The 18,584-nt window shown below is 39.9% G+C and carries 20 protein-coding genes and 1 pseudogene; 12 read left to right on the top strand and 9 right to left on the bottom strand.

Translation table 11 applies throughout. From position 1 onward, the window contains the following. Positions 1 to 231: 231 nt before the first annotated feature. Positions 232 to 993 (bottom strand): transposase, encoded by a 762-nt coding sequence (locus AC01GB_RS02125; protein ID WP_474450078.1) that lies wholly within the window; start codon positions 991 to 993, stop codon positions 232 to 234. A gap of 95 nt (positions 994 to 1,088) precedes the next feature. Here AC01GB_RS02125 and AC01GB_RS02120 point away from each other — a divergent pair, with 95 nt between their 5' ends. From AC01GB_RS02120 to AC01GB_RS02105, 4 genes are all read left to right on the top strand, one after another. Continuing rightward, complete coding sequence (locus tag AC01GB_RS02120; protein WP_474450077.1) at positions 1,089 to 1,211, top strand: hypothetical protein; 123 nt, start codon at positions 1,089 to 1,091, stop codon at positions 1,209 to 1,211. A gap of 197 nt (positions 1,212 to 1,408) precedes the next feature. Further along, positions 1,409 to 1,894, top strand: coding sequence for a POTRA domain-containing protein (locus AC01GB_RS02115; protein ID WP_474450075.1), 486 nt, complete (start codon positions 1,409 to 1,411; stop codon positions 1,892 to 1,894). Further along, positions 1,894 to 2,598 carry a hypothetical protein gene (locus tag AC01GB_RS02110; RefSeq protein WP_474450074.1) on the top strand — a complete coding sequence of 235 codons (705 nt, stop codon included), beginning with the start codon at positions 1,894 to 1,896 and terminating at the stop codon, positions 2,596 to 2,598. The genes AC01GB_RS02115 and AC01GB_RS02110 overlap by 1 nt, the downstream gene beginning before the upstream one ends. After that, positions 2,598 to 3,056: a hypothetical protein gene (locus AC01GB_RS02105; RefSeq protein WP_474450073.1), complete on the top strand. Its 459-nt coding sequence runs from the start codon at positions 2,598 to 2,600 to the stop codon at positions 3,054 to 3,056. The genes AC01GB_RS02110 and AC01GB_RS02105 overlap by 1 nt, the downstream gene beginning before the upstream one ends. Before the next feature lie 41 nt (positions 3,057 to 3,097). Here AC01GB_RS02105 and AC01GB_RS02100 read toward each other — a convergent pair whose 3' ends face one another. From AC01GB_RS02100 to tnpA, 5 genes are all read right to left on the bottom strand, one after another. Beyond that, the gene (locus AC01GB_RS02100) at positions 3,098 to 3,325 is read right to left on the bottom strand and encodes a relaxosome protein TraM (RefSeq protein ID WP_474450072.1); all 228 of its coding nucleotides are present in this window, start codon (positions 3,323 to 3,325) and stop codon (positions 3,098 to 3,100) included. A 268-nt stretch (positions 3,326 to 3,593) separates the two neighbouring features. Then, positions 3,594 to 6,770 carry a type I restriction endonuclease subunit R gene (locus AC01GB_RS02095; protein WP_474450071.1) on the bottom strand — a complete coding sequence of 1,059 codons (3,177 nt, stop codon included), beginning with the start codon at positions 6,768 to 6,770 and terminating at the stop codon, positions 3,594 to 3,596. A gap of 9 nt (positions 6,771 to 6,779) precedes the next feature. Next, positions 6,780 to 7,991 (bottom strand): restriction endonuclease subunit S, encoded by a 1,212-nt coding sequence (locus tag AC01GB_RS02090; protein ID WP_474450069.1) that lies wholly within the window; start codon positions 7,989 to 7,991, stop codon positions 6,780 to 6,782. Between the two features lies 1 nt (position 7,992). Continuing rightward, positions 7,993 to 10,584, bottom strand: a complete 2,592-nt coding sequence (locus AC01GB_RS02085; RefSeq protein WP_474450067.1) for a type I restriction-modification system subunit M — start codon at positions 10,582 to 10,584, stop codon at positions 7,993 to 7,995. A 116-nt stretch (positions 10,585 to 10,700) separates the two neighbouring features. Next, positions 10,701 to 11,126 (bottom strand): IS200/IS605 family transposase, encoded by a 426-nt coding sequence (tnpA, locus tag AC01GB_RS02080; RefSeq protein ID WP_474450066.1) that lies wholly within the window; start codon positions 11,124 to 11,126, stop codon positions 10,701 to 10,703. 56 nt (positions 11,127 to 11,182) lie between these two features. On the opposite strand from tnpA, the pseudogene AC01GB_RS02075 reads away from it, so the two are divergent. Next, positions 11,183 to 11,713 (top strand): annotated as a pseudogene (locus AC01GB_RS02075) (RNA-guided endonuclease InsQ/TnpB family protein); the annotation flags it as partial. Positions 11,714 to 11,799: 86 nt separating this feature from the next. Here the strand turns inward: AC01GB_RS02075 and AC01GB_RS02070 are convergent. Genes AC01GB_RS02070 through AC01GB_RS02060 form a run of 3 tightly spaced genes read right to left on the bottom strand, consistent with a single transcriptional unit; the run spans position 11,800 to position 13,619 of the window. Beyond that, complete coding sequence (locus tag AC01GB_RS02070) at positions 11,800 to 12,072, bottom strand: HU family DNA-binding protein (RefSeq protein ID WP_474450064.1); 273 nt, start codon at positions 12,070 to 12,072, stop codon at positions 11,800 to 11,802. Positions 12,073 to 12,087: 15 nt separating this feature from the next. Next, the gene (locus tag AC01GB_RS02065; RefSeq protein WP_474450061.1) at positions 12,088 to 12,507 is read right to left on the bottom strand and encodes a PH domain-containing protein; all 420 of its coding nucleotides are present in this window, start codon (positions 12,505 to 12,507) and stop codon (positions 12,088 to 12,090) included. A gap of 26 nt (positions 12,508 to 12,533) precedes the next feature. Beyond that, complete coding sequence (locus AC01GB_RS02060; RefSeq protein WP_474450060.1) at positions 12,534 to 13,619, bottom strand: replication initiation protein; 1,086 nt, start codon at positions 13,617 to 13,619, stop codon at positions 12,534 to 12,536. Positions 13,620 to 14,339: 720 nt separating this feature from the next. On the opposite strand from AC01GB_RS02060, the gene AC01GB_RS02055 reads away from it, so the two are divergent. The 7 genes from AC01GB_RS02055 to AC01GB_RS02025 all read left to right on the top strand — a co-directional run. Then, positions 14,340 to 15,122 (top strand): ParA family protein, encoded by a 783-nt coding sequence (locus AC01GB_RS02055; RefSeq protein WP_474450058.1) that lies wholly within the window; start codon positions 14,340 to 14,342, stop codon positions 15,120 to 15,122. Further along, on the top strand, positions 15,123 to 15,377 hold the full coding sequence (locus tag AC01GB_RS02050; protein ID WP_474450056.1) for a hypothetical protein: 255 nt from the start codon (positions 15,123 to 15,125) through the stop codon (positions 15,375 to 15,377). Between the two features lie 242 nt (positions 15,378 to 15,619). After that, a complete protein-coding gene (locus tag AC01GB_RS02045; protein ID WP_474450055.1) occupies positions 15,620 to 15,757 on the top strand; it encodes a hypothetical protein in 138 nt (45 codons plus the stop codon). A 69-nt stretch (positions 15,758 to 15,826) separates the two neighbouring features. Further along, entirely contained in the window at positions 15,827 to 16,186 is a 360-nt protein-coding gene (locus AC01GB_RS02040) for a hypothetical protein (protein ID WP_474450054.1), read from the top strand. Then, positions 16,183 to 17,028, top strand: a complete 846-nt coding sequence (locus AC01GB_RS02035; RefSeq protein WP_474450053.1) for a hypothetical protein — start codon at positions 16,183 to 16,185, stop codon at positions 17,026 to 17,028. The genes AC01GB_RS02040 and AC01GB_RS02035 overlap by 4 nt, the downstream gene beginning before the upstream one ends. A gap of 6 nt (positions 17,029 to 17,034) precedes the next feature. After that, complete coding sequence (locus AC01GB_RS02030) at positions 17,035 to 17,778, top strand: PD-(D/E)XK nuclease-like domain-containing protein (protein WP_474450111.1); 744 nt, start codon at positions 17,035 to 17,037, stop codon at positions 17,776 to 17,778. Further along, positions 17,775 to 18,584, top strand: an 810-nt coding sequence (locus tag AC01GB_RS02025; protein ID WP_474450052.1) for a recombinase RecT, incomplete at its 3' end; no start/stop codon positions are given. The genes AC01GB_RS02030 and AC01GB_RS02025, both read left to right, overlap by 4 nt.

Raw genomic sequence — 18,584 nt, 5'->3', positions numbered from 1 at the left:
AATTTTTAGCGGTACAATTTTGGGTGAAATAGAGAAAATGCCGTAGAGAGTGTTCCAGGCGGCTTAAAATCGACTTCTGAGGGTGAATTGAATATCAATATGCAATTTCAATCAAAAATTTGCCTAAGAGACCAAAAAATAGTCAATGTTGAGGTTTAATCTCCGACCTTACCGATTATCGATTTGCAGCGTAGCTGCTTCGTTCTTTCATTTTAAAATCATATCATAGACTTACATCTTGTGACGACAGCTCCTAGCAACTAAACGTTCATATAGCGCTTTAATATGAGGGTTATAGCGTATTGCTGTCAAAGCTGAGAAATATAATTTAGCTCGAATTTGAGCAGAGCCCGTTTTAGATAAATGAGCACGACCGTTAACGGAGGTACCCGACCGACGCTCTACAGGCACTAATCCCAAATAGGCAGCAACCTGTTCTGCGCTAGTAAAGTCATTGCTCCTTAATACCATCAGCATCTGGCTTCCAACCTGAGCACCTATTGATTTGATTGATGTCAGTAATTCCATATCTTTTTTTAACTCAGTATGGTTATTGATATGCTTGGAAATTTCAGCTTCAATGTCCTGTAATTGTTTATTTAATGCTTCAAGTGATTTCGTAATGGATTTAATAACCACCTTGGAAGTATAACTCGTTAAAGTTTTCTCTTCCCGATTTTGTTCGCGTAATAAATCAGCCAAAATTGCTTCACGACGTTTAATTAGGGATTTTAATTCCCTAATTTCCGTCGATGGTGCAACCCAGGCAGAAGGTTTCTTTAGTTCACCGTAACAAGCCAAAGCAAATGAATCGACTTTATCCGTTTTTTTTAAAATACCTATCCCTTTTGCAAATTCTCTTATACGGTAAGGGTTGACGATGGAAACATGAAGGCCGATATCATAAAGCTCATTGCAAAGTTGTTCGTGATAAATCCCAGTAGACTCAAGGATAATTCTCACCTCTTTAAGCAAACATTCTTGTTTATCCAACTATTCCCCCAATTCCCAAACGAAATGCAACAAAGTGAATCCTTGGTCATACATAGATAAACTTACTGTAATGACTGCATAAGAGATATTGTTGTATGAAGGGAAAACATTTGAATTTACATGATCGCTTTTATATCGAAAAACGAATAATTGACGGTGTTACTCAGGCCACTATTGCTAGAGAATTCGGGCTTTCTCGTTCATGGTTAGGAAATTGAATCGCTTTTAAAGTGAGGAGCAAAAGCCATCCCTTATTGCAAAAAGGAGAGGAAATCGATTTAGAACGTAGCACGCTACGCGTGATCGTCGCAGCTATGTTCCTCTGCGCCCCAAACCCCTATTAATAATTTTAATTCTGGTCGAAGATTTTATATACTGCATATCATTTACAAAAAATGACAACAAGGATGATGATTTGCAACAACGGCTTCGGATGGTTTGGTTTTGTCACTTTTTTGTTACCGCTTTCGTGCAGGCAGCGACAATCGATGCGACACAACAGCAGCAGAAAGCGGTATTAGAACAAGCAGAACAGCAAAGAAACGCGTTGCAAAAATCCCCTTCATTTTTAGTGCCGTTGCTGCCGCCTGTTGCACTTGATTCACATCCCGCACCGTGTTTTACGCTTCGCACTATCCAGTTTGATAATGCCCGTTCGCTTTCTCCCGCCACCCAGTCTACGCTACAGGCCCCTTATCTTTATCGTTGTCTTACATTGACTGAGATTCAGCAACTGGTACGCGATACCACGAATACCTATATTGAAAAAGGGTATGTTACGTCTCAGGCTTATTTGCCGGCGCAGTGTTTACGGGTCAGCCTGGAGGCGTGTACAGTGGCGCGACCGCTGCCGAGAACAGTTTTCGCTATAATTATTTATCTCATCACCAGCAGACATTAATGGAAAAAGAGCTGGCGGCAACCCCGAATGATTTTAAAAAAGCGCTGATTTCCCTGAAATGGGGATACACCTCCCTTGACCAGGATGTCAGTCTTGGGGCGGGCATGGTGTCGGGTGCGCCGGTTGGACTTTATGAGACAATAGACGGGTTAGCTAACCTGGCGAGCAACCCGAAAGAAACGTATACGGCGATAAAAGCAGTTCTGCAAAGCGATGACACATTAGGAATGATAACCGATGCGGTGAAACACTCGTATATCGCGCGTCTTGAGCGAATGGAAGCCGAATATCAAAAGGCCGGAACCGCAGGGGCATTTAACGCGGGCATTGAAGGCGGTAAAATCATTTTTGATATCGCTAGTACCCTTGCCGGGGGTGCAGGAGTCGCCAAGGGTGGCTTAAAATTGGTAGAGAAAGTCTCGGCAAAAATGGCTGTGACTGAAAAGGTTGTTCATACACCTCTTGGTTTGGGCTCGACGGGTCGTAGTATTCCAAGGAATTTGCAAGAGCAATTAGCACTAGAGGAAGCTATCTCTAAGCCTGAAGCTGGCAAAGAATTAATTTTAAGTCTAAGAGATACAAGGTGGCCTTCATCAGAAGGCTGGGTGAAAATGGCGCAAAAGATAAATGATATTGAAATTCATTATGTAAGAAATACAAAAACAGGGGCTATAGATGATTTCAAATTTAAGGAGAAAAAATAATGCTCATTAAGTGTATTTTTAATAAAGGTAAAAATATACCTTTAGAATATCGTTGGATGAATGAAACAGATGAGACAGATTATTCATATTTAAAGATAGGTGATGAGTTTCTTGTCTATGGGATTAATTTTTTTCCAACACGAGTTGATTACTTAATTTGTAATCATTATAGAAATAGAGATCCTGATTGGATACCCGGTAACTTATTTGAAATTATCGATCATACATTACCTAACAATTGGTCTATATGTATCACTTATTCAAATAAAGATTATAAGCATCTATACGACTCTTTTAAAATACATTCAATTATCGGTTATCCAAAATTAGTCACATCTATTTCTCATTATGAAGGAATTCTAGAAAGAGAATATGATGATTTACTATACTTTTTTCTTGAAAAGGAAAAGTTTGATAATCGGTGTGAATACCAAAGTGAATCTGATCCACTTAGCTAAAGTAAAAAACGCCGGAAAGAGCATCATGAGTGGAGATAACTTTATTTTTGTCGGAAAAAATAATTAACTTTGTAATCCACTTCACTGAATTTTTGCTTTACCACATCGTAGCCATATTGATTCATCATTCGTTGATCAATATCTTGAGGTTTGGTATTAGCAAACTCAAACATAGAATCGACTCTTAATTCAGTTTTAAGGACAGCATCAGCAATTAAAGCCAGTTTTTCATCTAAACTAATATCTTGATGGTTAGGAATCTCAATCAATACAGTAAGACATTAATGGAGGTGTTTTGAACTCAATATTTCTATTAAATTCTGACAGTTTTCTCGTTGATTAACCATGAGAACAGTAATTCGGTTAAATTATCATCTAAAAGCCTAATAATAGGCACACTGCTCCTAGGTTGCGGTTTGTAACCATCGTTTTTTTTCCATGTTATGCAGTCTTTCTGACAACAATTCCGTTGCCTATTTGCCTGCCTGGGCGCAGGTAAAAAGTAGCGTGCTACGTTCTTGACCACTACAGTAGCTGTCAGCTCAAGTCTGAGCTACTACAAATAAACTGCTTTAAAAACAGATCAATGCGTATATTCAATTTAAATAGAGATATGGTTACGCCATCTTGTTTTTCAAAATAGACTTTTGCTTTCACCTTATCTACCGATTCTTTTAATGCGTCGAAGCGACCAAAATCGTTTAGGTTTTTCTCATTAACACTATTAACCATTAATGCTATGAGTAGTTCTTTATCTAAACCAAGAGCATTAACAACGGCGTTTAATTGTGCGTTTTCAGCGTTATCTTTGTAGATGTTGATGTAGTCTCTGAAAGTATGGCCTTCAACTAGCTGCACATCGCCGCGCTGCAAGTCGTGCAAGAAGAGTTTGGCGTACTTTTGCTCAATTTGGGTGAGCGTTGCAAACGACTTGTGCAGTTCATTTAATGTGGATTCAATGCTCGCAGGGTTTTGGTGTTTGTTCAGCTCTTTTAAATATTTATCAAAGCGGCTGTTCATATAGTCGGCATCGATTTTGCCGGTATCTATCTCAGTTAAATAACCACTGATATCAAAAGGCACATCGCTGCCACCTGCACCATCGTGATCACCTTTGCCTACTAACTCTTTATAGCGCAGGGCCAGGCTCAGGTAAGTTTGTTCGTCTATAGCCAACGTTACCTCATGTTCTACATCATTTTCAGTAAAGGAATAGACCGACTGTTCCCAATGCAAACCTTGTACTTTAGCCGCTTCCAGGTGCTGGCTAAAGGTGTTAAACAACTTGGCAAATTGGGCACAGGCTTCTATATCGTCTGGTAGTTTTTCAAAATTCTCAACACTGGTGCTAACAAACAGCTCGGAAATGTTAGCCACTAATTCATTCATGGCTTTAATATTGCTTTCTAACTTGTCAACAAACAAGCCGATAGGCTTATCGCCGGAATAGAGTTTTACCGCAGCATTAATGTGCTGCTCCATGGTATGTGGATAGCGATAATAACGAATGATGCCGTGGGGTTTATCAGGACCAAACAAGCGATTGGTGCGTGAGAATGCTTGAATTATATGTTGGTATTTAATTACCTTGTCTAAATACAAGGTATTAAGCCATTTAGAGTCAAAACCCGTGAGCATTTGATCCACTACAATCAGTAAATCTAATTGCTTCGAAGGATCGGTATGAATGCGCTCGTAAGGCTTTTTGTGGGCAAGCCGCTTGGCTACATCTTTTTTAAAAGCTGCATGGCGCGCAAAATCAAAATCCTGACCGTAACGCGCGTTATAGTCGGCCATAATTTCGTCTAAGCCATCACCTTTAAAGGTGGAGCCATGGTCGCCACTGCCGTCGTTATCAATATTAGGATCAAATAAGGCTGAGATTTTTAGCTCAGGTTTAGCCGCTTTTAAACGCCGGTAATAGTCAATCGCTTCAGCGATACTATTCGTGGCTAAAATCGCGTGAAATTTATTGCTTTGGCTGAGCACATCCCATTTATCTAAGATGTCACTAACGACTTTTTCCTGGTGGGTGACAGTTAAATATTGGCTTTTAGGTACATAGTCTTCAATGCCTTTGTGGTATTTGCCTGTGGCATCTTTGTAGCCAGCCATAGGTACATCTTTTATAAAGTGATTAAATTTTTTCTTTTTAGCTGGATCCGCCATCGCATCAGCAACCGAACCAGCTTTGGCTTGTTCTAATGCAACTTCTTTCCTTAGGTCACTATCTCTAAAGGTAGGCACTTTGTAAGGATCAAAGCCCAAAACGTTACCATCACGTATACCATCTGCTATGCTATAGCGGTGTAGCTCGTTGCCAAATACAGTACTGGTGGTATTGCCTTTTTTTTCGTTTTCTTCCTGAATAGGTGTACCTGTAAAACCAAAAAATAAGGCGCGTGGAAAAGTATGCTTAATCTTAATCAGCATATCGCCAAAGGTTGAGCGATGCGCTTCATCAATAATAAACACCAAGCGCTTAGCTCGTATTTTTTCAATATCTGCAGAGTTTGTGGCTGTGCCTTGATTGTCTACCTCTTCAAAAATATTACTCATTTTTTGAATGGAGCTAACAATCAAGGTGTTGGAGGTGTTGGTGCTTTTTAATTTGGTGAGCAGTACGTGAGTATTTTCAGTAGTTTGTACGTCTTCGCTATCGCTAGCAAAATTGCGATATTCCGTCAGCGACTGGGTACCCAGCTCAATCCTGTCCATTAAAAAAATCACTTTATCGGCATCTTTCGATTGTGCAATTAACTGTGCCGATTTAAAACTAGTCATGGTTTTGCCCGAACCGGTAGTATGCCACACATAGCCCCCGAGACGATCAGGGTTATTGGCAGCGCTACCCAGTTGCTGCCAGTTGGTTTTAGCCACTTTGTCAGATATCGCATTGGCGGCGTAATACTGATAACTGCGCATAACTTTAAGCACGCCATCGGTATCGTCGGCGACGGTATAAAAACCAATCAACTGGTGCGCCATAGGGATAGAAAGCAAGGTAGAGGCGATGTCTTTCCAATAGTTCATGGGTTCGTTATTAAAATCGGCCCAGTTAAACTGATAGTCGGGGTTAAACTTGCCGTCTAGCCCGGGGTTGGAAAAGTATTTGGTCTCGTTTGGCTCCGTGGCTACAAACACCTGGATGAGCGAAAACAAGCCGCTAAATAAGCCCTCTTTACTGTACTTTTCAATTTGGTTCACTGCTTGGCTAACCGGAATACCGCTACGCTTTAGCTCGACATGGATCACTGGCATACCATTTATCAGTAATAGTACATCGCCACGTCGGTCGTTACGCAAAGGGCACCCGCGTTCAAATTTGGGCTGCTGCACAATTTGGTAGCGGCTTTGTCCTGCGGCGATTTCCTGGCGATCATATATTTTTAAGCTGACTTCTTTGCCCATATGCAAAGTATCGGCGGGGTTATCGCGCTTAATCGCCACGGTTTTGCCATTAATTAAACCGTTGAGCTTGAGCGGTGTTTTAAGTTCTTTAATTTGCTCAATAATTTGCTGCATTTCTGTATTGGTTAAAGGCACATCGTTTAATCTGTCTTGTTGGCGGTTGTTTTCAAACAAAATGGTTGCCCAGTTATGCAATAACTCCGCTTCAGTTTTGTTTTTTAGAATCTCTGGTTCCCAACCCTTTTGGGTAAGTACCTCAATAAAGGCCTGCTCAAATTGCGCTTCGGTTTTAAAGGTTATCATGCACACTCCCTATATGAACATTTTTCTCAAGCAGGCCTGCTTGATGTTATTGAGTTTGGTGATTTGTTGTTGGTGTTGGTTGATCAGCGCGTCGAGTTTTTGAAAATAATTGCCGATAGCGGCTTGTTCTTTTGAACTCTTTGGAAATATAACGCTTGTGTTCTGTATTGTCGTTTTTGAGATTGATAACACTTTTGTGCCCTGCATCAATGACAAAAGTTGATCATGGAATGAAGATGAATTTAAGTAGTAGCCTAGATATTTAGAGGCAAAAGACAAGGTAGGTCTAGCCGCAATCGTGTGCAATCCAGAAACAACTAACTGCTCATCTATATTAAGTAACTCTGTGCATTTTCCAACAGTACTATCTTCGGCTGCATCTGCAATGATAATGTCCCCATCCTGCAAGGCAGCATGATTTAGCTTATTGGCTACGCTATCGTTTGTAATAAATGGTAAGCTTTCATGACGTACATCCAGAACTTCACCAAATTTAATTAATACGTCGCCATAGTGAATATTTTTTACCGAGCCAGCGCTGTAATTTAAGTCGGCTCGAGAAAGGGTATTGATTGGTACATTAGCAAAGCAAACGCCAAATAGCTTCACCGTCCACTCCCCACTAAATCCTTTAAACCTGATTTCAGGTATGGTTTCACCTTGTTTAGGAAACATTTTTTCTAGCATGGCTTTTTTAATGTTGCTGAGTTTGTCATGCTTTTGTTGGTGCTTATTGATTAGGCTATCGAGCTTTTGGAAGTAGTTGCTGATCATGATTTGTTCATTTTTCTTAGGTATACTTACTTTTGTATTTTGTACAACACTTATATAGTGTCGGGCATGCCCCATTACCTCAATTTGTGCGGTATTCAGTAAATGAAATGCGAATATAAGGTCATCTTCTCTACTGTTTTTTACCGTAAGAATTTTAATCGCTGACGATTTTACCATATAAGGGAAATCAACAAATTTACAGTCAAGAGTAAAATCATCAAAAATAATACTCGGATCATTATATGTCGATTTCTCATGAGTATAGCCAAGAAGAAACCCCTTGTTAGCAGTTAGTACTGGTGTATGATACTCATCAGAATATACAGATGATTTAACAATGTAATTATCAGGTCTCTCATAAGTAAACACCTCGCCCAGTCCCTTTTCCTCCCACTCCTCACTAAACCCCTTAAACCGAACCTCAGGCACTTTATTATCCATACTCATCTTATTCACCCTTCAATAAGTTGGTAAGTTCGGTTAAGCCCTGCATATCAAATTCGTTGCCAGTGAGTTCACCCATCATTTGTGCCAGTTCTTGCTCGGTGGTTTTTATTTCATTCGCCACTTGCGAATAGGTCACGGCGTATTTTTCGGCAAGGGCTTGCACTTGTCTGGTGAGCTGGGTAATTACTGTGTTTGGCATCGCCGCAAGTTCATTGCACAGCGGTGTAATCCATTTCAAGTGCAGTAGATTATTCACTTGTTCATCACTGAAGGCTTCAATGGTGGTTTTGGTTTTTAAGTGCAGGGCAGTAGTGGCATCTTTAATCGTGTTTTTCAGGGCTTTTTCTTCATCGATTAATGTGTTCGCGCGAATGACTTTTGCTTCATAGCTGTCTTCGGCAAATTTAGTTTTAAGATCTTTTTGCTCTTTTAAGAACACTTTGGCAGCTTTACCGACTTCGACATTAGCAAAGCCGTCTTTGCTTTCTTTGACCGTATCTTGTTCTTTTTCTTCTTCACTTAGTGATTCTAGAATTTCTTCCAACTCGTTGGCGATTTCGGCTAGGCGAGTTTCTTGATCTTTCAATGCTTGTAAGTCATCACTCAAATAGGTTTGTTGAACTAAATCAAACGGCAGTATGTGACCTTTCCAACCCTCCTGAACTTCTATGTCTTGGCCATTTTTCTTCTTAATAACCATGTTGGGGTCAACTTGTTTGGTGACGGCAAACTCTTCGGTTTGCATCATTTCTAGATCAGCGCTGATAATTTGCCATTGGTTACTCAAAAATTGATAAGCTTGGTATCTGTCGATTAAGGCTATGGGAGCTAAGCGAGTAAATAACTCGGTACTTAATACCTCCTCTTGCTGGTTACGTGGTACGTTTTCCCAATTTTGAATTAACTGGCGGTTTAGAAGGTCATCAAGGCCATTAAAAGCATGGTGATAGGCGCTGATAAACGCTAGCACTTGAGGGTGCTCACTAATACAGGTGTTAACAGCTTGTTTGTCAATGTGTAGTTCACTATAAGCGGCGGATTTTGGTGTAAACAGAGCGCCGTGCAATTGCGGAAACGCTTGCCAAAAATTGTGTAGCTCGGCAATTTCGCTATTGGGAATACCGCCGAGCATGGTGGCGTGTAAATCCCAGCTTTCTGCTGTCGCAGAGGAATCCACATAGCGCGATATGTTGAGGTTGTAACCGTTGTCGCGCAGGGTTTGTTTGCTCACCAGTTGCGAGAACTTGTCGATACTTTCGCGGTTAATCACCGCATCAGTAATGCGCTTGATATCACTGGCTTGCAGTTTGTTGTTTTTGCTATCTTTTATAAAATGTTTAGAGGCATCGACCACCAATATATCGTTGTTTTGGCGTTTTTGCTTGAGTGTCAAAATCACCGTGGGAATGCCAGTACCAAAAAAGATATTAGCTGGCAAACCGATAATCGTGTCAATGTGATTCTGTTCAATGAGTTGCTTGCGAATTTTACCTTCTTCACCGCCACGGAACAAAACACCATGAGGTAGTACGATAGCCATAATGCCATCAGGTTTTAGATGGTAGAGATCGTGTAGCAAAAAAGCAAAATCGGCTTTGGTTTTAGGTGCCAGGCCAAAACGTGAATAGCGTGGATCGCTTTCTTTAAAGCTGGGGTCCCAGTTTTGTGAGTAAGGGGGGTTGGACACCACGGCATCGACATGCAAGGCGTAGTATGAGCCTTGCGGGTCGCTGTCATCAAAATACGGCCAATCGTCTTCTAGGGTGTCGCCATTTCGGGTTTTAATGTTGCTAGCTTTAATACCGCGCATGATGAGGTTCATACGGGTTAGGTTGTAGGTATTGGCTTTTAACTCTTGAGCGTAATAGGTAATACAGTCTTTATTTTTCGCGTATTTCTCGAATGCCTCACCGATATTGATCAGCAACGATCCAGAGCCGGAAGTGGGGTCGTAAATTTTGATGGTATCTTTGTTTTTTAACTCATGAGCGATGATGTTCGACATAAGTACCGAAACTTCATGAGGCGTGTAAAACTCACCGGCTTTTTTACCTGCATTGGCAGCAAATTTTTCAATCAGGTATTCGTAAATGTAGCCCAGTACGTCATACCCTTGATTGCCATTCATGGGGATGCTTTTGATCAGGTGTAGTAAGTCGCTGACGGCTTTGGTGCGTTTGCCGGCACTTTCACCCAGTTTGCTTAAACCTGTTTCCAGTGTGGTAAAAATGCCTTCAAACAGTTTTTTGTAAGTTGGCGAAATCAAACGGCTAAAGGCCGAGAGCGCATCACGCACGTTAGATTCATCAAATTCGGATGTTGGATCAATCCATGTAGAAAACAGATTATCGTAGGCAATAAAGTAGCCCAAGTTGCTTTGTACGTATTTAACGGTGTCAGCGTCTTTTTCATTGAGCGCTTTGATGTCTTCGGGCGTCATTCCCTGTCTGGTGACAAACTGCACCAACTGGTCGCTTAGATACTTGTAGAAGATAAAGCCGAGTATGTAGTCTTTGTATTCGTTGGCTTCAATTTTAGAGCGCATCTGGTTGGCAGATTCCCATATTTTTTTCGCAAGCTGTTGTTTATTCACTATAATTCCTATTTAGAGCAATTCTTTTTGAAAAGGCTATTTTAGCGAAAAACGCCGTAAACCCTCGCCCAATGCGGGCGGGGATATAAGGCGAAAAGCCCGAAGGGCTTTAAAGATCAGTCAGGCGTTGCCTGACTTTGAACATAGACTCTGAGTGTTTCAATCGTTGCCCCTCCCGTACTACAGGCAAAGTAAGATCTTGACCACAGCAACCCCGTTTTGCTTTGCATTCGTAAATGTGTGTTTTGCTGGCGTAATAGCCGTGATGATACTGACTTCAGATTGTTCACCATCACACTCACCGGCAGTTTTGGCGGGTATGCGACCAGAAGGTGTACATGGTCTGATTCGCCATCCATCCCAATAATTTGACATTCCAGCTTTTCGGCAGCTGAACCAAAGGCTTCCCGTAGTTGCTCTATCATGCGCCCGTCGAAGAGCTTGCATCGGTACTTTGTCGTGAAAATCAGATGCACAATCAATTTACTGACGCTGTGCCGTTTTCGGAGAAATCCCTCCAGTGCTTCATGATGATTACTCAATTGATATATCCACTTAACCTGTTAAAATAAAATAACTATATCAATGAGCGCTGACTATGTTAAGGGCCACAAAAGTACGCATTTACCCTACACCGGAACAGGCTGACTATCTCAATGCCCAGTTCGGTGCAGTTCGTTTTGCATACAATAAGGCTCTGCACATCAAAAAACAGGCTTACAAGCGCCACAGTGTGAATTTAAGCCCCCGTAAAGATCTGAAACCTTTACTGGCAGTAGCGAAGAAATCCCGTAAATACGCATGGCTTAAAGAATATGATTCTATAGCCTTGCAGCAGGCGGTTATTAACCTCGATGTTGCATTTTCTAACTTTTTTAATCCGAAGCTGAAAGCGCATTTCCCTGCTTTTAAACGCAAGCACGGCAAGCAGTCTAGTTATCATTGTGTTGGGGTGAGGTTGCAGAATGGAGCAATCAAAATACCCAAGTTGTCACCAATAAAAGCCTGCATTCATCGTGAAATTAACGGGAAAGTTAAAAGCATTACGATCACGCGTTCGGCTACGGGGAAATATTATGCCTCGGTACTCTGTGATGACGGCACACAAGCGCCAGAAAAACCTTCGGTTTCGGACATCATCCAAAACACCTGTACGAAAATAGTGAAATTGCGTTTCGTACAGGTGTTTTAATTCGTACATCGTTTTCGGTCATGTTATTTGACTGCTTCTTTCAACGTTTTACCCGCTTTAAAACTTGGTACGTTTGCAGCAGCAATTTTAAGTGTTTCGCCCGTTTTTGGATTACGTCCATCTCTGGCTGCTCTTTGCTTAACCTGAAAACTCCCAAAGCCAACTAGCTGTATATCATTGCCAGCCTTTAACGCTTCTGTCGCGGTTTCAATGAATGCGTTAAGTGCCTTCTCTGAATCTGTTTTGGTTAAGTCAGCTTTTTCAGCGATTTGATTAATGACTTCTGTTTTGTTCATGTTGTGCCTATTTTTTTATTGTTCAAGCTTTTCTTCGAGATAGTTATTAAAAACCGTTCTGAAACCCATAGGATTTTTGATGCTTGGAATTGGAGTAATTGTTCCTCCAGTTCCTTTTACAAGGATGGTTCCATAACCTAAAATCCTGCCAATAACACTTTGTTGAACACCTAGACTTTCCACTTTATCCAATCTTAATTCTACGGTATCTATTCTAATTAATCCTTTCTTGGCTATAATTCTTTGGTTAGTCAAAGCCAACTCTGTTGTCCAAATTTTTATTACTACGTAGATTAATATTGCAATTCCTAATCCAAAAAATCCTAGACAAATTATCCCTAAAATAATTAAAAAAATTTCAGATAACCAAGAAACTTTAGCTCTTTCTATAACTTCTTCTTTTTTGTTTAATGCTTTATCAATATATCTAGACATAAAAATCCTATTAATATACTAAATTTCTAATGATTAACCACATATTCTAAGTCTTTTTCAGAGAAATTAATATCTTTGTTTTGCTCAGATTTCACAACGGATATTTTTGTATTTTTGCCTTCTCTGATTGACAATTCTCGTTTTTTCTCTTCGTGCCAATTTTGCTTGCAATATTTTGAACATTCTACGGCTTTACGCAAATCTGGCATGGTTAAACGTAATGTAGGATCGTATTTCTTCAAATCCTTCTCGTACTGGAAAAGTATCTCGGCATTTTTCTTCATCCACTCGCCCTCATCATGAGAACCAGTTTTGACATGTGGGCGTTTGGCTAGCCTTGGGCGAATTGGTTTTGTGTTGAATAGATCATCTTTTTCTAGAAGATAAGTAATCTCAATGTCTGTTATTGATCTTCCTGTTTTGATAGTACGCCAATTTAATGAAATGTCTGTAAGTGACTGGATTTGTTCGAAAGCAGGTATTAATGTTCTTTTTTTAAGATCATCAAAGCTTTTCGATAAATTTGGGAAAATAGCCCTAAAATGGTGAATTGGCATCACAAGAGTGTAAACGTCTAATTTTTTACCTTTTTTGTGTTCTCTGTTTTTTGCTTTTCTGATGTAACTTAGTAATATCCAATATATTCTCAATGCTATAGGATTAGTTAATCTTTGAACTGCTTCTACAGAGCAAACAGTGAAGTTTCCTTTTAGCTCGAAAAGATAAGGTTCTACACTACGGCTAAAGCATAGTGATAATTTACTACAATCTTCTTGTTTTTTATAAAAACTAGCATCGTCCAACCAATTAACCATATGAATAGTTTTCTTTGCTTTGTTATCAAGCCTAAAAAATTCTATTTGTTTTTTCATTAGTCCAATTAGAGCATCCCTCATAGTGACCCAGACTTTTTGTTCGTTAGTCTTAAACATTTCAATAAATTCTTTTGGGTATAAGGTTATTCTGCCTGGATTACTTATTTTCGAATCAATCCTTGATAGCGCTAAGATTAATAATCTCATTTCATTACGCGTAAGCTTGTAACTTGCTTCTATTAGGTCATTACTTTGAACTAAATTGTAATTTGGATCTTTATCAACTGATGCTGACATTTTTATACCTCTAAAAAATGTGGTGAAGCCACTGTTATTTTTTATATTTACTTTTCTTTTTATCGAAATACTTATATATAAAAATCATTTAGTTAACTTGTTATAGCCGGACAAAAAAGTCGTTATAGCCGGACAAAAAAGTCGTTATAGCCGGACAAAAAAGTCGTTATAGCCGGACATTTTTTCTGTGGATAAGTTAATCCAACAATATTAATTGTAAATAATAAAAAACAAATTAAATCAATTATTTATGTTATTTCTTACATGGTCATATAAATTTTAAATTTATTCATATCTAGTGGCGGATATCATTTATAAATATTAATAGCCGGACAAAAAAGTCGTTATAGCCGTAGCGTTTTTCTGTGGATAAAATTGAAGTTTAGCAAATTATCAATTTTAATAAATCCTTATATATCAGTTAGTTATTTTTTATGTTGGATTTTTATCATTAAATAAATCACGCCAATTCTATTATTTCTTAAAAATAGCCGTAGCAAAAAGTCGTTTAATTTTTTTAGATACATAATCATCATAGACGATTTTTTTCGACATAAATTTTTCCTTTAAGCTGTATTGATAAATTAAAGAAACGACTTTTCCAAAATAATTGACGGCCATTTAAGTATATATAATTGTATATACTTTATTTTTTGACACGAATCGTTATTTTATCTATAATGTATATATTTAAGTATATACAATAATGTTGGATTTTATATGAAAAACCCTTTTATTATTAGCTTTGCCAACAGTAAAGGTGGGGTAGGTAAGACAACTAGTTGTATAGCTGTTGGCTGTTGTCTAGCTCAACAAGGGTATAAAACATTACTTATTGATTTAGATCATCAAGGAAATCTTAGTGATGATTTAGGCAGGGGAGATGAAGATTATACAATTACAGATCTTTTTGAAAATCCTAAATTTGATATTAATAAAATAATATACTCAGCTCTTGATTCAACTGATGAAGTAAAAAACTTATCAATTATTCCAGCGGATATAACATTAGCTGTTGAAGCTAGAAGTGCTGAAAGATTCAGGCATAGGTTAACTATTTTAGAAGATGCACTCAAACGTTTAAATACTAAATTTGATTTTATTCTGTTTGATTTGCGCCCTGCAATTGATTTAAGCATAGAAAATGCTCTTTTAATTACAGATTTAATTGTTATTCCTGTTGATATGGATCGAAGAGCTATTAAGGGCATTAATGATTTGCTCCAAGTAGCAAAAGAAGTAAAACGTCAAGAAAATATTGTATATACTCTTGTAAAGACAAAAGTAAACAAATCTCATTCTAAAATGCAAAAAGCTATAAATGAGTATGTCAAAAAATCAGGCTATCATGTAGCTACAACAGAAATAAGGGTTAGTGAGCTTTATAAGCAAGCTACAGAAAACCGTAGACCCTCTCCTCTTTATGCTTTTAATGAAAGACCGCATGAAGATTATTTATCATTGATGCATGAACTTATTAAAAGAGTTGAGGAGATTTCTTAAGTGAGTCGAAGTGATAGAATAATAAAAGGTGTAACGCGAGTTGTAGAAAAGAGAAATATTACAACTGGTAAGCAAATGAATTTACGTATGACTAATTTAGATGAAGATGCACTTTCTATTATGATCGATAAAATACAAGAAATTGTGCCACAAAAAAATATATCAAAGTCACGAGTTTTACGTGCTGTTGGTTATTTAAATTATGATATAAATTTAGTTAAAAAATTAGCGAAATCAGTTATTAATAACACATAATGTATATACTCTTATATATTCATTTTTATATACTTAAGTAAGCGGTACTTGAAGGGACGGTAATCCCAACAAGCACCTGATCCAACAACCTAAGTCAGTAGGAGTCGGACTATGAAAAAGTCTACCTTCCGCGTGCTTGTCTGTGAAGCGCCGAATCAAATAATTGAGCTATTTGCTCGTAAATCCCGCAACTTAACCCTTTGTCAGCGTGCCCGAATTCTCAAGAGAGTTGGAGGTGCAGCATGAAATCCGAGATGATTAAATTCTTTTTGAGCAGTGCTGTTCCCTGTGGTTTTAGCGATGATGAAGCTGAAGTTCAAATGAATAACTGCATGTTAAATTTACTCCATTCGCTCATCTATACCGCAGAAAGGCTTTGACCGCTATATTCCAGCAAATTTACTCCCTCATCAACGCGCTCAGGTTTTTCAACCTGCCGGAGGTGCGGCATGAAATACACCTATACCCTCAACGGATTTCGTCGAACCTATGAGGGTCGTCCCGATGTGCGTTTTGCCTGCTGTCATTGTGGACAGCTCTCATTAGCTCTTGTGAGCTTCTTTTGGCGTGCCAGACTCGGTAACCGTCCCTACGTCAACCCTGAAGAAGCCTGTATTGAGTTTGTTGAAAAAATTAACCGTAAACAATTCAAGCTGCTTTTTTACAAGCACTCAACGATGAAAGCGTGCTCGGGTGCTTGTTGCCATTGCGCTGAGAACCAAAGAGAAAAGGCATTACCCAAAGCCAGAGGCGTAATTCTACGGAGATTAGAACAACAGGCGAGTAACCGCGTTGAGGGGGAAAAATGATGAAATACTTCAAAGCAACGATTATCACAACCGTTGACCACGAGAACGGCAAAACAACATCGCATATCTATCTTGCATCTGAGACGAAAATTGCAGCCAAGAAATTGGCTTCTCAACATATCTTTGAAACAGACGGCGCAAATTGTTGTTTTTACAAATCGCCTCAGATCTGGAAGAAATCACGCGTTGAGGAATACCTCGCCAATACCGAGAAGCAGACGGCTGTTACCGAAGAACAGGAAATAGATCAGTTTTGCGCTTTGCTGACGATATTTGGGATTCAGGAAGAATACGACGAAGGCGAAATTCGAGATGCAGATGAATTGCTCGCCAATCCAGCGGAAGAGCCAGAGCTTTTTGAGCAATATACCAAACTGCGTGAACTGTTGTCTGTGAAAATGCAGGAAGCAGGCAAAACTATCTCTTTAAGCGAAATCAAGGAAATAGCGAGTAATCTTTTTGAGTGTGGGGAAAATAATGAGTTATTAACGCAATCAACAGAGTTATCCACTAAACCTGTCGTTATCCCTGTGGAAAAAGTGGAAAAAAGCGAGGTGAATGTCGAGGTTGAAGCGTTGGTTAATAATTGTACAGATGAAGAGGAGTTAATTAACTCGGTCATCAAAAATATTGACGACACCTCTATCTTCTCTGCTTTTCCGCCTGTTAACGGAAAAATCATGAGTGGGGAAAATATCACGCTTGAGATGTTAAACGGCTGTGTTGATGCGCTGAAACCTACAGAAAGCTTTGGTTGTTCGTCGTCTCTCAAACAGTACCTATCATGCGGCAAACGGTTATTCGAGTACGCAAATCACGATTGGTGCAACGTGGAGGATTAGGGTGCGCTGGAGTGGTACAAAAACGCCCCATGCAGGGAGAGCAAGCAAGGGGCGCTCTTGATTGGTACTGCTCTTCACTCGGCTATTCTAGAGCCAGAGTGCTTTGAAATGCAATACCTTTGTGCGCCAGAAGTGGATTTGAGAACCAAAGACGGCAAACAGGCTTTGGCTGATTTTGAAGCTCAGGCCGTTGCCAGCAACCAAATTGTGCTCAAAAAAGACGACTTTGAGCAAATTGAGCTAATGCGTGATTCTGCAGTGGCATATCCATTGGTTGTCGAACTACTGGAAAACGGTGCGCCAGAACTCTCAATTTTTTACCGCACGGAAAACGGAACGCTATTGAAAATCCGCCCTGACTGGTTAGGGCTCTACTCTGGCGTACCGTTCATCCTTGATGTAAAAACAACTGAGGATGTTCATGACTTTGGCAAATCCGTTGACAAGTTTGGCTATCACCTGCAAGCCGCATTCTACCGGATTATCGCGCAGAAGGTGTTTAATCTTGATATTGATTTTCTGTTCTGTGCAATTGGCAAAAGACCGGAGTGTGGACGCTATCCCGTGCAGTTAGGCATGTTGGACGAAGAAGATAGCGAAGAGGGTGTGCTTCAGGTTAACAGTGTGATTGATGCGCTGGAAAAAGGAACCGAAACACAGGCGGTTGCAATGATATCCCGTCCTTTCTGGGCAAAACAGGCAGACAGAAAACGCAGAGAAGCGTTGATGATGGAAGGGGGCGTAGCATGAATACCGGACTGGAAACGATGACTAACGTCTATGCCAATTTGCAATCGGTCATTATGCAACAGGGAATAGCAGCTATGTTACCTGCTCAGGTCACCCCTGAGCAGTTCACCCGAACCGCCGCAACCGCATTAATTGAAAATGAGGATTTGCAAAAGGCGGATAAACAATCACTGGTACTGGCCTTAACACGCTGTGCCAAAGATGGACTGATGCCAGACGGAAGAGAAGCGGCGCTGGTTGTTCGCAGTACCAAAATTAACAACCAGTTTGTGAAAAAAGCCGTTTACATGCCAATGGTTGATGGTGTGATTAAACGTGCCCGTCAATCTGGGCAGGTGGTGAATATCATTGCAAAAGTGGTTTATTCCCAAGATGAATTTGAGTATGTGATTGACGAAAACGGCGAACACTTAACCCACCGTCCGGCGTTTATTGATGGTGATGAGGTTGTTAAAGTCTACGCTTTCGCAAAACTCAATAGCGGTGAAATCGTAATTGAAGTGATGTCAAAAACCGAAGTAGAACGAGTCCGTGATGTCACCACTAAAGGGAAATCCTCAACGGCGTGGGAACAGTGGTTTGACCGAATGGCGCTTAAAACTGTCATTCATCGCCTCGCTAGACGGCTTCCTTGCGCCTCTGAGTTGTTTTCGCTTCTTGAGGTACACGAAGGTATTAATTTAGCGGAAAATCCGCCTAGAATGGCTATGGTTGCTAATAAACGGTTGTCACTCAGGGATGTTCTCCGTGAACGAAACGAAAAGTTACGGCAAAAAGCAGAAACGGTGACAGTGTCACCCACCGAA

The sequence above is a fragment of the Candidatus Arsenophonus phytopathogenicus genome (assembly GCF_056113345.1).
Note: the sequence above shows the minus strand (reverse complement) of the source record. Positions and strands in the feature narration are given on the sequence as shown.